The sequence below is a fragment of the Streptomyces sp. NPDC031426 genome (genome assembly GCF_055581585.1).
The window spans coordinates 17,324-32,411 of record NZ_JBVIJE010000030.1; the positions used below are offsets into that span (position 1 = coordinate 17,324).

8 protein-coding genes and 2 pseudogenes are annotated in these 15,088 nt (G+C 69.1%); 3 read left to right on the plus strand and 7 right to left on the minus strand.

Annotated features, from left to right (window positions below; all coding sequences use genetic code 11):
* Nucleotides 1-409: 409 nt before the first annotated feature.
* Entirely contained in the window at nt 410-835 is a 426-nt protein-coding gene (locus ACZ5NH_RS37700) for a hypothetical protein (protein WP_468781847.1), read from the minus strand.
* Nucleotides 836-2,342: 1,507 nt separating this feature from the next.
* On the opposite strand from ACZ5NH_RS37700, the gene ACZ5NH_RS37705 reads away from it, so the two are divergent.
* Nucleotides 2,343-5,693 carry a lectin gene (locus tag ACZ5NH_RS37705; RefSeq protein WP_468781948.1) on the plus strand — a complete coding sequence of 1,117 codons (3,351 nt, stop codon included), beginning with the start codon at nt 2,343-2,345 and terminating at the stop codon, nt 5,691-5,693.
* 185 nt (nt 5,694-5,878) lie between these two features.
* Here ACZ5NH_RS37705 and ACZ5NH_RS37710 read toward each other — a convergent pair whose 3' ends face one another.
* A complete protein-coding gene (locus tag ACZ5NH_RS37710) occupies nt 5,879-7,414 on the minus strand; it encodes a glycoside hydrolase family 43 protein (protein WP_468781849.1) in 1,536 nt (511 codons plus the stop codon).
* Nucleotides 7,415-7,501: 87 nt separating this feature from the next.
* Here ACZ5NH_RS37710 and ACZ5NH_RS37715 point away from each other — a divergent pair.
* Nucleotides 7,502-7,620 (plus strand): annotated as a pseudogene (locus ACZ5NH_RS37715) (IS5/IS1182 family transposase); the annotation flags it as partial.
* A gap of 62 nt (nt 7,621-7,682) precedes the next feature.
* Here ACZ5NH_RS37715 and ACZ5NH_RS37720 read toward each other — a convergent pair.
* From ACZ5NH_RS37720 to ACZ5NH_RS37740, 5 genes and pseudogenes are all read right to left on the minus strand, one after another.
* Nucleotides 7,683-8,225 (minus strand): annotated as a pseudogene (locus ACZ5NH_RS37720) (acetylxylan esterase); the annotation flags it as partial.
* Nucleotides 8,216-10,585 carry a beta-xylosidase/alpha-l-arabinosidase gene (locus ACZ5NH_RS37725; protein WP_468781851.1) on the minus strand — a complete coding sequence of 790 codons (2,370 nt, stop codon included), beginning with the start codon at nt 10,583-10,585 and terminating at the stop codon, nt 8,216-8,218. The gene ACZ5NH_RS37725 and the pseudogene ACZ5NH_RS37720, both read right to left, overlap by 10 nt.
* Nucleotides 10,582-11,400, minus strand: a complete 819-nt coding sequence (locus ACZ5NH_RS37730) for a carbohydrate ABC transporter permease (protein WP_388636589.1) — start codon at nt 11,398-11,400, stop codon at nt 10,582-10,584. Before ACZ5NH_RS37730 ends, ACZ5NH_RS37725 begins: the two co-directional genes overlap by 4 nt.
* Nucleotides 11,400-12,332 carry a carbohydrate ABC transporter permease gene (locus tag ACZ5NH_RS37735; protein WP_468781853.1) on the minus strand — a complete coding sequence of 311 codons (933 nt, stop codon included), beginning with the start codon at nt 12,330-12,332 and terminating at the stop codon, nt 11,400-11,402. Before ACZ5NH_RS37735 ends, ACZ5NH_RS37730 begins: the two co-directional genes overlap by 1 nt.
* A gap of 9 nt (nt 12,333-12,341) precedes the next feature.
* Entirely contained in the window at nt 12,342-13,646 is a 1,305-nt protein-coding gene (locus tag ACZ5NH_RS37740; RefSeq protein ID WP_468781854.1) for an ABC transporter substrate-binding protein, read from the minus strand.
* A gap of 212 nt (nt 13,647-13,858) precedes the next feature.
* On the opposite strand from ACZ5NH_RS37740, the gene ACZ5NH_RS37745 reads away from it, so the two are divergent.
* Entirely contained in the window at nt 13,859-14,878 is a 1,020-nt protein-coding gene (locus tag ACZ5NH_RS37745; protein ID WP_468781855.1) for a LacI family DNA-binding transcriptional regulator, read from the plus strand.
* Nucleotides 14,879-15,088 lie beyond the last annotated feature (210 nt).

Here is a 15,088-nt window from a genome sequence, read left to right on the forward strand (position 1 = left end):
CTCCGCGGGTGGAGGCTGGCTGAGCGTCCCCGAGAACCGCCGCAGGAACCGCTGACCGGAGTCGTGTCACGGAGGGAAATTGCGGCTTGACCGGGATCCGCCTCGTTGTCTCGGCTTGTCCGGCATCCGGTCTTCGTAGAGCTCGCCCGTGATGTTCTGGGCCATGGCGACCCGGTTCCGCGGCTGCCGACAGATCGGGAAGGCCAGGTGCACAAGGACCTCGACTGCCTCGGATCGGGTGCCGAGGTCTTGCCCGAGCCACGGCACCACCTGGCCGAACGCGCCTGCACCCTGAGGCGGTGGAGACCACCGAAGGTCGGCTAAAGCCGGCTGAAGAGATGCTCGTCCGATCCGTGAGGGGGCGCCCGCGGAAGTAGTGGTGCCGACTGTCCACATCCGCGCTGACGGCTCAGCGGACGTGCACCGTCACCGGGTCAGACATGCGCCAGCGCACTGGGTGGTGATCACTCGGGCCAGTCAGGCCGTACATCACCGCGCGGAACTCCACCGGGCCGCGCCTCGCCTCCTTCACGTGCGCGGCGGCCCGCGCCTCCGTGCCGCTGGCGACTACGGCACCGCAGGCCACCTGGCGCCACGCGTCCCCGCCGCCCCGCTGTTGCAGGCACATCCGCGAGTAGCGGACGGCATCGTCGTCCCCGTGCGCCGTGACCGTCGAGGTCTCGCCGACATGCGCGGTGTGCGGCGCCGTGACATCCACATCACCCTTGGCGTACGCAGGCACCGCGACCAGAGCCAACGAGGCCGCCCCCAGCGCACCGGCCACGGCCAGGCGGCCGCCACGCGCCTTCATCCCAGTCCTTGTCGTCCTGGTCATGGGCTTCCCTCCCGTGGATCTCCACCCAAGGCGCCCGGTGCGCCTCGCTGATCAGCAAGATGAGCCGGCCGACCGCCCGGTTGCTTCGCCGTCACGCGTGTTTGGTTCGGTTCACCGGCGGTCGAGGTACTCCGCCACATGGCGCGGAACGTCGAGCAACGTGGCCGAGTACGCGATTCTCCGGAACAAGCCCTGCTGGCGGGCACTGAAACCGCAACCGTCCACCGAGTTCAACCCCGCAGCCGGGATCCCCGTGCTGTGCTGGGGCAACGCCGACGACGTCTTCGACACCTCTCGGGTCCCTCGTTAGGGCTGGTACTTGGTCGCCGATCCTGCCCATCCGGGCGAAACGATCGGCTGGACACCCCAGTGGCCCTACAGGACACCTGCACACGATGTTCCGGTATGCGGTGAGCAGGCACAAAGGCCACTGACACCCCTCACCCTCGCCGCTGCCGCTCTGGCAGGCATCACAGCGACCGCACTGATCATCCTGGTGATCAGGCGCAGGCTTCGCAGCTTGGCGCCGGACGATCCGGAGAGCGCGGCGGTCTAGGCGGCATCCTCGTCCTTCTTCCAGGTGGGCAGGAAGTCCGGGCGGTTCGGCCACAGGCGTGTCCCGCGCGTCCGTTCCTGCCACACACCCTCCTGGACCGCACCTTGATCCGGGACCAGAGCCACCTCCTACATGTGCTCCGCGAGTTCGAGACCTTCCACAACTGGCATCGGCCGCAGCGCGCCATGAATCAGGCCGCACCGCTGCGACCGCTACCCAAACCGATCAGCGTGCCGGCACAGATCGGGTACCTGGAGGTCCGCCGACGAGACCGACTCAGCGCAACCCATCATGAGTACCGACGTGTCGCTTGACCCGGCCGGATGTTTCATCGGCACCCGCAGTGGTGCCTCGGCCCGACGCTTTTGCGAAGGAGTGAACTCCGGAGGGCGTGCGTGCCTCGGGAGGGGCGTGGCGGGCCGCGTCGTGGCTGACGCCCCGTCGCGACGGGAGAAACGAGCCCTCGCACGCGTCCTGGGTGGTGCACGCTCGCGACGGCGGAGAGCAAGGAGCCTTTGCTGAGGTCCGCACCTCCATCACGGTTTCAGCCCTGCTCCTGGCGGGTCCGGTGAGGGCGGGTCTGCGTCCTCGACCTCAGGCGCCTGCGCGTGAAGGCCAGTTGGGGCTACCGCCGGGTCCGTCAGGGATCCCGGCACCCGTAGGCCCGGGGACCGTGACGCCGACAGCGCCCGGCTATGAACTTCGCGCTCAGAAAGTCCTGTTGGCCTCGTTGACATGCGGCAAGCACAAGCGTTTCACTCAACAACCGTGCATGGCAACGTTGTCAGACCGTCGGAGGGACCGGCACCGTTGCCTCTCGCTGGCATGCCCCTTGTTCGGCACGTCAGCACCTCATGTGCGAAGCGCGAACCGCTGCGGAGGCAACCAATGGTCCGACCCCGACGTTCAGTTGCGCCACGTGACCGAAAGAGATTCCGTCAACGCTTGGCCGTGGTGTCCGTCCTGGGCATTGCGGTACTCCCGCTCCCGGCGATCGGGGGCGCCTATGCCGCGAGCGCCGCGACGACGGCCTTCGTGAAGGACCCCGCGTCCCTCGTCAACCCCCTCATCGGCACCTCCGGTGCGGTGGATACCTTCCCCGGCCCGGACATGCCCGCCGGCATGGTGCAGTGGGGTCCCGACACGACGCCCGACCGCCCTGCGGGCGGGGGCTACGAGTACAACGACAACAAGATCTCCGGCTTCAGCCTCACCCACCTCTCGGGACCCGGCTGTGGCGTGGCGGGCGACCTGCCCATCCTGCCAGTGACGGGCACCCTGTCGGGCGACCTGGGCAACGCGTCTGTCGGCTTCAGCCACGACGACGAGCAAGCGGGCGTCGGGTCCTACAAGGTGACCGACGCGAACGGAGTCAAAACCCAGCTGACCGACACCACCCGCGCGGGGCTGGGTACCTTCACCTTCCCCGCGGGCCGGCAGGCGAACCTGCTGTTCAAGCTCAGCGGAGGCGCCACGCAGGTGGACGGGACCCGCGTCCAGGTGGTGAACAAGAAGGAGATCAGCGGCGCGATCGACAGTGGTCACTTCTGCGGCGCGAGCAACAGGTACACCCTGCACTTCGACATCAAGTTCGACCAGCCGTTCACCGCGAGCGGCACCTGGGTCGGCAACACCATCAACCCTGGCGCGACGTCGCTGAAGGCGGGCAGGTCCCAGCAGACCCTGCAGGCGCACCCGTCGAAAGCGCTCAAGGAGAAGCACTTCACCGTTCCGGCGGCGCCGTCCCCGACCGTGCACGGGAGCGGCACCACCTCCTCCGGCACGCCGTCCCCGGCACCGAGCGCCGGTGCTGCACCCCAGGCGTCCGCCACGGGGAAGGCCGTCGGGCCCCCCACGACGGGTGCGAACGGCATGTACCTGACCTTCGACACCTCCTCGAATCCGACGGTGAGCGCGAAGGTCGGCATCTCGTACACGAATGACGCAGGTGCGGCGGACAACGTCGCCACCGAGATCAGGAATTGGAACTTCGACGCCGTCGAGCGGGCGAACCATGATGCCTGGAACGCGCTGCTGAACAAGATCCAGGTCGGCGGCGGGTCCTCGGATCAACAAGTGCAGTTCTACACGGCGCTCTACCACGCGCTGCTGCACCCGAACGTCTTCTCGGACGACAACGGCCAGTACATGGGCATGGACGACCAGGTCCACAAGCTGACCCGGGGGCAGCAGGCGCAGTACGCCAACTACTCGGGCTGGGACACCTACCGCTCCCAGACCCAGCTGATGGCGATGGTCGAGCCCAAGGTCGCCGGCGACGTCGTCACCTCGATGCTCAACGGCTACGACCAGACGGGCCTGCTGCCCAAGTGGGCCTCGAACAACGGTGAGAGCTACGTGATGGTCGGTGACCCGGCCGCCGGCATCATCGCCGACGCGTACGCCTTCGGCGCGACGGGCTTCGACACGGGCAAGGCGCTCGCCGCCCTGCAGCACGAGGCCACCGTCCCGAACAACGACCGCCCGGGCGAGTCGGTGCGGGACGCGAAGGGCTACCTCCCGCTGGACGAGAACGACTACGGCTGCTGCAATTTCTACGGCCCGGTCTCCACGCAGTTGGAGTACGACTCCGCCGACTACGCCGTCGCTGCCTTCGCGAAGTCGCTGGGCGAGATGGCCGTCTACACGAAGTTCGCCTCCCGTGCCCAGGACTGGATGAACGTCTTCAACCCGCAGACCGGCTACATGCAGGGCAAGAACAAGGACGGCCAGTTCGCGGGCGGTTTCACCCCCGGCACCTCCAACGGCTTCGTGGAGGGCACGTCGGCCCAGTACACGCCGATGGTCCCGTTCAACCTGCAGCAGCTCATCCAGGCGCGCGGCGGTGACAAGGCGTACTCGTCCTTCCTGGACAGCCTGCTCGACAACATCACGAACCCCGGCGACACCAACGCCAACCTGAGCAACGAGCCCAGCGTGGAGATCCCCTGGGAGTACGACTACACGGGCCAGCCGTGGAAGACCCAGGCGGCCGTCCGCGCGGCCCAGCAGGACCTGTACTTCAACGCTCCGGTCGGCTCGTTCGGCAACGACGACCTCGGCGCGATGAGCTCCTGGTACGTCTGGTCCGCGCTCGGCATGTACCCCGAGACGCCGGGTACGGACACCTTGGTACTCGGCAGCCCGGCGTTCCCGGTGGCCAAGGTGACCTTCGCAAGCGGCAAGACGGTGCAGATCAACGCGCCGCAGGCGGCACCCGACGCGCCGTACGTGCAGTCACTCGGTGTCCAGGGCAAGGAGTGGAAGACCTCATGGTTGACGTACCAGCAGCTCCAGGGCGCGGGCACGATCGACTTCACGCTCGGCACCCAGCCCAACACCTCCTGGGCGTCCGACCCGTCGGCGGTGCCGCCGTCGGACACCACGGGCGGCGGCCGAGTGCTGGCGGCGACCGGTCCCTCCAGCGACGGCCTGGTGCTCCAGCCGGGAGCGTCCGGTGACGGGACACTCGACCTGACCAACCTCGGCAGCAAGGCCGTCACGGTCGACTGGAAGGCGACGGCGCCCTCCGGCGTCACGCTGGACACGGCATCGGGCTCGTTGCAGGTGCCCGCCTCGGGCAGCGCCGAGGCGCAGGTTCACGTGACGGCGGGCGCGAACGAGGGCACGTTCCCGGTCACCTTCGCACTGACCGACCACAGCACCGGTACGGCACTGAGCGGGGCGACCCTCCGCGTGGCCGTCGCCAAGCCCGGCGCGCTGTGGCCGTACGACACCAACGAAGGCATCTACCCCGACGGCACGAAATTCTCCGGCGGCTTTGACGACGACGGCTGGGCGTTCTCGCAGAACGCGCTCTCGGCGGCGGGCGTCACGAGTGGCTCCACCGTCACCGTCGACGGCATCTCCTACGCTTGGCCGACGGTGACGTCCGGTCAGCTGGACAACCTGGAGATGGCCGGCCAGACCGTCCACATGCCGGCTGGTACGTCGGGTGCGTCGCTGGGGCTGCTGGGCACGGCGACCAACGCGCCGACCGACGGCAGCGGGGTCTCCGGCACGGTGACCGTCACCTATACCGACGGGACTACCTCCCAGGCGACAGTCGGCTTCTCGGACTGGACGCTCAACGGCGGGTCGAGCAAACCGCTCGCGGGTGACACGACGGCCGTGACGACGGCCTACCGCAACACCGGGAGCGGGGGCCGGGACAACGTGAAGACCTACGTCTTCGCCACGAAGGTGCCGCTCGACGCCTCCAAACAGGTGGCGTCGATCACCCTGCCGGTGACGGGCTCGACGGGCACCGACCACCTGTTCGCCTACGGCTTCGGCCAGTGAGGCACGGCAGTCGCTGACGACGACGGGCCGGTTCCCGGGCGTGAGCCCGGGAACCGGCCCCACGAACGTGAAGCGCGGCGGGACGCTCTCCCTGGTCCTCCTGGTACGGGGTCCGCAGGTCTCGCGGCATGCCGCGTGCGGTGCCCGCACGGACGCAGGTGTCGCACGCGGCCGAAGGCCGAGCGTCAAGCGGAGGGCGCCGAGGTCTGGGCGTACTCGAACCAGTCGAAGGCGACCGCGCCCTCGGTGGCATACATGCCGATAACGCGGCCGGTGAAGCCGCAGGCGACCTCGGTGGACAGGTAGCGCCCGTCCAGTTCGACGAGTGGCTGGGCGTCCGGGACGTCGGGATCGCCGAGCCAGAAGGCGACGGTGTCGGGGCCGGTGGTCCCGCCATCGGTGAGTTCGGGCGACGCGGGCACAAGGTCGCACGTCCGGATCGCGACGGTGAGGGTCAGCGGCCCGGACGGGACCGGTCGGCTGACCACGGTCTGGCGCAGCGGCCCGATCCGGGCGACGACGCCGGCCTCTCCGTTCCCGACCTCCAGTTCGTAGTGGTGGGCTTCGTCCAGACGCACGCAGAGGCCGCCGCGTCCTGTACCCGGGTCGATCGCTGCGGTGACGCGGCAGTCGTGGTGTTGCTGGCGGCGGCCGACGAAGGTGTACCCGGGGCGGTCGAGGGTGGCGCCGGTGGCGTAGAGGGCCAGCCAGCCAGGGCGCTCGGTGAGCGACCAGGAGCCCTCCGGGCGGGTGAACGGCGAGACCCACTGCGGAGCGAGAGCGGACTCGTCGAAGTCGTCGCGGGCGGGCAGGGCCGGAACGGGGTGCCAGGCACCGCCCGGGGCCGCGTGGCTCTCGAGAACGGGCGCGACGACGGGCCAGCCGTCCTCGTCCCACTCCACGGGGGTCAGGAACGTCTCGCGGCCGAGCACGTGCACGTCGGGCGTGAAGCCGCGGGGCCGGACGCCGAGCAGCACCATCCACCAACTGCCGTCGGGAGCCTCCACCAGGTCGGCATGGCCGGTGTTCTGGATGGAACGGGCGCTACCGCTGTGGGACAGCAGGGGGTTGGCGGGTGCGCCTTCCCAGGGGCCGCGCGGCGAGCGGCCGCGGGCGATGGACACGCTGTGGCCGCGTTCGGTGCCGCCTTCCGCGATCAGCAGGTACCACCAGTCGCCGATGCGGTAGAGGTGCGGCGCCTCGGGATACTTGAGGCCGCTGCCCGACCACGTGGCAAAGGGCCCCTCCAGAACCTCTCCCGTGACCGGGTCGATCCTGGCCATGTTGATGCCGCCTTCGGGCCCGGAGAACGCGCACCAGCAGGTGCCGTCGTCCTCCCACGCCAGATCGGGGTCGATCCCGTGCAGGTCGATCCACACCGGGTCGCTCCACGGCCCCTCGGGCCGCTCGGCCGAGACGACGAAGTTGCCGCCCCCGTCGATATTGGTGTTGATGACCCAGTAACGGCCGTCGTGGTAACGGATCGTGGGGGCGTAGAGGCCGCCGGACGCCTTGGCGCCGGGGAGAGGCAGCGGCAGTTGTTCGGGCCGGTCGAGCACGTTGCCGATCTGCTCCCAGTGCACGAGGTCCTTGCTGTGGAAGATCGGCAGCCCGGGGAAGTATTCGAAGCTGGAGCACACCAGGTAGTAGTCGTCACCGACCCGGCACACGCTCGGATCGGGGTGGAACCCGCTGATCACAGGGTTGTCGTACGTACGCACAGAATGTGTTCCTTTCGGGCAGCCGGGTGCCGTGGAGCGAGTCCAAGGGGTGCCGTAACTGCTGGTTACGGGTGGGATGATCGTGTCGTGGCTGGTTGGATCACGGCGTTGAACCGCTCCTGGACAGCCCTGTTCACCGGGTTGAGTCCGCGTCAGTTCGGAAAGCTGATCACCGCGTGCGGCAGGACGGGGCGGACCCGGTGCGCAGCGACTCATTCGTCGCCCGTCCGGCAGTTCGGCGTAGGAGTCGTGGCGCCAGGTCGGGGACCAGAGCGGCGACGGCGAGTGCGGTGCCGCCGCCCTGGCTCTGTCCGATCACGGCGACCCGGTCGGGGGCGACGCGGTCCAGCCGGCGGACGGCGTCCACGGCCCGGACCGCCTCGGTGAGCAGTCGGCGGTAGTAGTAGGTGCGCGGCGAGCTGATGCCTCGGGTCATCACGCCGGAGACCTCCGGCCCGGTCGGGCCGGAGTCGGGGGTCGCGCCCCGGCTCCAGCCCGAGCCCGGCCCGCGCGTGTCCACCTGGAGGTGGGCGTACTCGGCGGACGCCCAGAGCAGGTTCTCCAGCACATGCCCCCGTCCGCCGCCATAACCGACGTACTGCACGACGGCCGGAAGCGGGCCGGTCGCCGTGCCCAGCAGGCGCAGCCACGCCTTGACCGGCTCCCCGCCGAAGCCCGGGAAGGTGACGTCGAAGGTGTCCACGGTGCTCAGTGCGGTGCTGACCGGCGTCAGCCGGACCTCGCCGCCGTACGAGCGGGCCTCCTCGGGCAGGTCGGTGTACACGCGCGGCTCTCGTTGCGTCAGCGGCACTCGACGGTGACGACGGGGTGCAGCCTGCGGGTGTGGTCGACCTCCCGGACCTGGCCGGTCAGGCGCAGCGGGACCGTGATGCGGTGGTCGGTGCTGCTGGCGGAGATCCGCAGTTCCAGCTCGCCGGGTTCGACGATGCGACGGCCCCCGCGGCCAGTGAAGGAGGCCAGGTCCGCGGGAAGTTCCAGGAGGACCCGGCAGACTTCCCCGGTTTCGAGCGGGAGGCGCCGGTAGCCGACGAGGCGCTGCATCGGCTGGACCACGGAGGCCACCGGGTCGTGCAGGTAGAACTGCACCACCTCGCAGCCGGAGCGTTCGCCGGTGTTGCGGACCTCAAAGGCGATCCGGAAGCTGCCGTCGGTGCCGGTCTCCGCGACGCTGACGTCGAGCGCGGACCACTCGAATTCCGTGTAGCCGAGCCCGTGCCCGAACCCGTAGGCCGCGCTGGTACTGGTGCTGGACACATCGCTGTCCTGGGCCAGCCGGGCGGCCAGGTAGGTCGAGGGCTGAACACCCTTGTGCCGCGGCACACTCACCGGCAACCGTCCGGAGGGGTTCACCCGCCCGCTCAGCACGCCGGCGATCGCCTCGGTGCCCGCCTCCCCAGGAAAGAAGGACTGCACGATCGCCGCCGCGTCCGTGTCGGCGCGCCCCAGTGCGTAAGGGCGGCCCGCCAGCATGACGAGCACCACGGGCGTGCCGGCATCCAGCAGCGCGTCGAGCAACTGCTGCTGCACGCCGGGCAGTTGCATCGATTCGGCGTCACATCCCTCACCGCTGGTGCCGCGACCGAACAGGCCGGCGCGGTCCCCGAGAGCGAGCACCACGACGTCGGCGACGCGGGCCGCCGCGACCGCCTCGGCGAAGCCGGCCGTGCTGTCGCCGTCGACCGTCGCACCGGGCGCGAAGAAGATCTCGGCGTCGGGGAACTCGGCCGCCAAGGTCTCGCGCAGCGTGGGCAGCGCGATGCCTGTCGGGACCTCAGGGTGTTGCGAGCCGACGTGCACGGGGAAGGAGTAGCAGCCCAGCACGGCAGTCGGCGTGTCGGCGTTGGGGCCGATCAGCGCGATCCGGCGGGGGCGGCCGAGCGGCAGCGTGCCGTCATTGCGCAACAGCACGACGGCCTGCTCCGCCAACTCGCGCGCCAGCCGCCGGTTGGCCGGGGAGTCCAGGTCAACGCTGCCGCGCAGCGCCTCGGGAACGGCCAGTTCCGCTCCGCAGAGCGCCTGCGGAACCGGGTTCCAGTCAGGGTCGAGCAGGCCGAGCTGTGCCTTCTGGACGAGGATCCGGTGCAGGGCGCGATCGATCAGCTCCTCAGGGACGGTGCCGGCCTCGACCGCGTCGAGCAGCGGCTGTCCGAATGTCTTGACGGTCGGCAGCTCGACGTCGACGCCGCTGGCGAGGGCAAGCCCGGCGGCCTCGGCCCAGCTTCCGGCGACGCCGTGCAGGAGCTTGAGGAAGGCGATGCCGAAGTAGTCCGCCACCACCGTCCCGTCGAAGCCCCAGGTGTCCCGGAGCAGACCGGTGAGCAGTTCCTGGTCGGCGGCCGAGGGGATGCCGTCGGTGTCCGTGTAGGCGTGCATGACCGAGCGCGGTCGGCCCTCGCGCAGCGCCATCTCGAACGGGGGAAGGATGACGTCGGCGCGCTCGCGGGCGCCCATGGAGACCGGTGCGAGGTTGCGGCCGGCCCGCGAGGCGGAGTATCCGGCGAAGTGCTTGAGCGTGGCGACGATCCCGGCGGACTCCAGGCCCTGCACGTAGGCGGTGGCGATGGTGCCGACCAGGTACGGGTCCTCGCCGATGGTCTCCTCTACGCGGCCCCAGCGGGCGTCGCGCACCACGTCGAGCACGGGGGCGAGGCCTTGGTGGACGCCGACGGCGCGCATGTCGGTCCCGATGGCGGTGGCCATGGAGCGCACCAGCTCGGGGTTGAAGGTCGCTCCCCAGGACAGCGGGACCGGGTAGGCGGTCGCCCCCCAGGCCGCGAACCCGGCCAGGCACTCCTCGTGGGCGATCGCGGGTATGCCGAAGCGGTTGGCGGCGACGATGCGCTGCTGGGAGCGCGCCAGCGAGAGCGCACCGACGGCGGCGTCCACGGGAACGGTGCCGAAGGGCCGAGTCAGCTGGCCCAGACCGTGCGGCAGCAGCTCGTCCAGGTCCGGCGGCTCCTCCATCTCGTGCTGGTGCGGGGCGACCTCGCCGCCCTCGTCGGAGGCGCCGACCCAGACGCCGACCAGCTGCGCTGTCTTCTCCCGCAGGGTCATCGCCGCGATCAAGGCGTTGGCCCTGACTGCGGGGTCGAGCGAGACGTCCCGCCACACAGGGGTGGCGAGCTCGGCGGGGTTCATGTTGCCGGTCACTTTCCTCCGACCCCCATGAGCCCCTGGACCAGGGCGCGGCGGGCGAACAGGTAGACGATGAAGATGGGGAACATGGACAGCACCACGGCGCTGAGCAGTCCGGGGACGTCGGCGCCGTGTTCGGTCTGGAAGTTGTACAGACCGAGGGTGATCACCTTGGTCGAGTCCGACTGGGTGAGGATCAGCGGGAAGAGGAAGCCGTTCCAGGCCTGCAGGGCCGAGAAGACGACGATGGAGGAGAGCCCGCCCTTCGACAGCGGCAGGACCAGTTGCCTGAAGACCCGCCATGGGGAGGCTCCGTCCATCGCCATGGCCTCGTACAGCTCGGGGGTGATGTCGCGCATCGACCCGGTCAGCACCAGGGTGCACACCGGCAGCGAGAACGCGGCGGTGGGCAGGATGACGCCGATCAGGTGGTCATAGAGCCCGGCCTGGCTGATCACGTAGAACATCGGCACGATCACCGCCTGCGCGGGGATCGCGAGTCCCAGCAGGAAAACCCGGAACACGACGGTGATGGCCCGGCCCTGGGCGCGCACGATGGCGTAGGCGAGCGGCGGCACCACCCCCAGCACGATGCCGACGACGCTGGCGGTGACGATCAGGGTGTTGAGGAAGTCCTGGCCGAAGCCGTTGGAGAACGCGTTGAAGTAGTTGCTCAGGGTCAGCTGCGACGGAAAGCTCAGCGGGCCCTGGGTGGAGTAGTTGGAGGTGGTGCGCAGGGTCGCGATCAGCAGCACGTAAAGCGGCAAGCCGATCAGAGCGAGCCATATCAGGGAGCCCAGCCCGGCAAGGTAGTTGGGGCGCTGCCGCATCAGATCCCCTCCGCCGTGCTGCGCATCTTGTCGTAGCCGGAGAGCCGGACCACGGCCAGGGAGATGAGGGTGGCGACCACGACCAGGACCAGCGCGATGGCCGAACCGGCGCCGAAGTCGTATTCCTTGAAGCCCTGCTCGTACATGTAGTAGGCGCTGACCGTGGTGTCCGTGCCGGGGCCGCCCTGGGTGAGGATCAGCACCGTGTCGAAGGTGGTCAGCCCGCCGACGACCATGAGGATCATCGAGGTGATCGCAGTGTTGCGCAGTTGCGGCAGGGTGATGTGGAAGAACTGCCGCACGGTGCCGGCCCCGTCGATCGCCGCGGCCTGGTAGAGCACCTGCGGAACCGCGCGGGCGCCGCCCTGGTAGAGGAGCGCGTGCAGGGGGGTGAACTGCCACATTCCGACGAAGGTCAGCACCGCGATCGAACCGGCCTGGCTGCCGAGCAGGTTGCCGTTGCCGAACAGCCAGGGAAGCTGGCCCGGCACGCCGAAGTTGGGGTCGAGCAGGGCGCGCCACAGCACCGAGACGGCGGTCGCCGAGAGCAGCAGGGGGACGAAGAAGATCGCGGACAGCACGGCCCGGTTGCGATGAGGGCCGGCCGCCCAGACGCCCAGCAGGATGCTGACGGGCGTCTGCGTCACGACCCCGAGCACGGTGAGTACGAGGGTGAGCCAGACGCTCTGGGTCATCACCGGGTCGTGGATCAGCTTGGTCCAGTTCGCCAGGCCGTTGAAGTGCGGCGAGGTGATGCCGTCCCAGCTGGTGAAGGACAGCACCGCGACCAGCACCAGCGGGAGGATCGCGAACAACAAGAAAAAGAAGGTCGCGGGTACCGCCCAGACGAAGCCCGGGCGGGTCACCCCGACGCCGGCCCGGCGCGCCTTGAGGCGGCGGCCGGACACGGCTGCGAGAGAAAGTGAGCTCATCGGTCCTACTCAGGAGTTGGACAGCGACTGCATCGCCTGGATGAAGCCGTTGGCGTCGGTCTTGCCGTCGAAGAACTTCTGAATGGCCGTGTGGAGCGGCGTGGCCGCCGCCGGCGGGTAGGCCTGGTCCCACGACAGCTGGAACGACGGCGCGGCCTTGACCAGGTTGAACTGGAACTGCGAGTAGTCCGGGCTGGCCGAGGTGGACAGGAACTTGGCCGTGTTGGTGGTGGTCGGCAGGTTGCCGATGCCGAGCTGGGCCTTCACGAACTCGTCGGAGTACATGAGCTTGAGGAAGGCCGCCACGGCGTCGGGGTGCCGGGTCTTCTTCAGGACGGAGTAGAAGTTGTTGGTGTTGCCGACGACGTCGTTCGGGTCGCCCTTGCCGCCGCTGACGGTCGGGAAGGCGCTGTAGCCGAGGTCGGTCTTGGCGAAGTCGGGATTGTTTGACTGCTGGGTGGAGTACTCCCAGGAGCCCATCAGCTCGAAGGCGGCCTTGCCCTTGGCCAGCAGCGCCGGGGAGCCGCCGTCGGTGAACTTCACCGAGTCGAAGTTGCTGCCGAATGCGCCGGCGTCGACCAGCTGCTTCAGCATGCCCAGAGCCTTCTGGCTGTCCGGGCCCGCCCACGCGCTCTTGTCACCGGCGAGCGCCTTCTGGAACAGGCCCGGTCCGGCGACCCGGTCGAAGACGTACTCGAACCACATGAGGGTGGGCCACTGGTCGCCGCCGCCGAGCGCGATCGGGGTCAGGCCCTTGGCCTTGAGCACCTTGACGGCGTTGATCAGGTCGTCCCAGGTCTGCGGGACGCTCAGGCCGGCGCTCGCCAGGACCTTCTTGTTGTTGAAGAGCAGCACGGGCTGCGTGCCGCGCATCGGGACACCGTAGGACTTGCCGTCGACCACCGCGGTGTTGAACACCGAGGGGAGGAAGTTGGCCTTGAGCCCCGGGTCCTTGGCGATCATGTCGTCCAGGGGGAGCAGGAGGTTCTTCTTGGCGAAGGGCGCGATGCTGCCGCCGCCCCAGTTGAAGAAGATGTCCGGGGCCTGCGGGGTGTTGATGATCGTGTTGAGCTTTTGCTGGTAGTCGGCACCCGGAATGGTGTCCAGCACCGCCTTGACCTTCGAGGTCTTGTTGAACGTGTCGACGATTTGCTTCTCGACCTTGTTCGCGGCGTCCCCGTAGACGAGGACGTGGATCGTCCCGGAGTCGGAGCCGCCGCTGGAGCCGCACGCGGCGGTCAGACCGAGCACCAGCGCGGCCGTTGCCGCTACTGCGGCGAATCTGTTCCGGGTCGCACGGTTGCGAACGGTCATGCGAAGAGAACCCATTGGATTGCCACTCCGTCGATACTTTCGAAGAGATTGCCGAATGATGCGGGAAACCTAGGCGTAACATCGATCTCCGTCAAGGGTTTGGAAGATCTCGATTCGGCCGTACCGGCCCGGGGCCCTGACCAGCTAATATCCGTCTCGTACAGCCGCAACGACTACGTACTTCGCACACCAGGGCAGCACAGGAGGGGCTCGTGACCAGAGCGGCGACACTCGCCGAAATCGCGCGCGAGGCGGGGGTGTCCACGCCGACTGTTTCGAAAGTCGTCAACGGCCGCGCGGACGTCGCCCCCGCCACCCGGGAGCGGGTGGAGGAGCTGCTGCATCAGTACGGCTACCAGCGGCGACGCAGCAACAGCGCCCCGTCCAGCCCATTGCTGGAGCTGGTCTTCCACGAGCTCGAGAGCGCCTGGGCGATGGAGGTCATCCGCGGGGTCGAGAACGTCGTCAGCGAAGAGGGGATGAGCGTCGTCCTGTCGGAATCCTCGGGCCGGCTCAGCCTCGGGCAGTCCTGGATGGACGGGGTGCTCGCCCGCCGCCCCACCGGCGTGGTCCTGGTGCTGTCGGGGCTCGACGAGGCCCAGCAGGCGCAGCTGACCAGTCGTGATATCCCGTTCGTGGTGATGGACCCGGCCGGGGACCCCGGTCAGGACATGCCGGCGGTCGGTACAACCAACTGGAACGGCGGCCTCGCCGCGACCCGCCACCTGCTCGACCTGGGCCACCGGCGCATCGGCATGATCGCCGGACCACGGCGGATGATGTGCAGCCGCGCCCGGATTGACGGCTATCGGGCCGCGCTGGAGACGGGCGGCGTCGCCTTCGATCCCGCACTGATCCGCGAGGGCAACTTCTACCACGAAACCGGCTACTGGGCGGGCCTGGAGCTGCTGCGCCTCAAGGACCGGCCCACCGCGATCTTCACCGGCAACGACCTGCAGGCGCTCGGCGTCTACGAGGCCGCACGGGAGTTGGGCCTACGCATCCCGGAGGATCTCAGCGTCGTCGGCTTCGACGACCTGCCCATCGCCCGCTGGGTCGGCCCACCCCTGACCACCGTCCGCCAGCCGCTGACCGAGATGGCCGAGGTCGCCGCGCGCATGGTGATCGACCTCGCCCGCGGCAACCCACCGTCCGCGCTGCGCGTTGACCTGGCCACCAGCCTGGTCGAGCGCAGCAGCACAGCCCAGCCCCCGACCGCCGGCCGCCACTGAGTCGTCGGCACCTTCGAAATTTCGACAGCACGTGACGCATCGCTCCGGTCGCGCACCGCGGGCTCTGGAGCCATTCCCGCCGTCCTGCCCCACTGTCGGCTGCCAGCCAGGTGTGCTCCGCGAACATCGACTGCTTCGGGCGCGTCCCACTTCCCGCAACGGCATGCCCTGGGACGACTCGAGCCCCAACGGAACCCAGGTGAGTGGTGT

Bases quoted from the DNA above. Each gene is read 5' to 3' on its own strand.
- ACZ5NH_RS37700 (WP_468781847.1), bottom strand. From the start codon at position 835: ATGACCAGGACGACAAGGACTGGGATGAAGGCGCGTGGCGGCCGCCTG.
- ACZ5NH_RS37730 (WP_388636589.1), bottom strand. From the start codon at position 11,400: ATGCGGCAGCGCCCCAACTACCTTGCCGGGCTGGGCTCCCTGATATGG.
- ACZ5NH_RS37735 (WP_468781853.1), bottom strand. From the start codon at position 12,332: ATGAGCTCACTTTCTCTCGCAGCCGTGTCCGGCCGCCGCCTCAAGGCG.
- ACZ5NH_RS37740 (WP_468781854.1), bottom strand. From the start codon at position 13,646: ATGACCGTTCGCAACCGTGCGACCCGGAACAGATTCGCCGCAGTAGCG.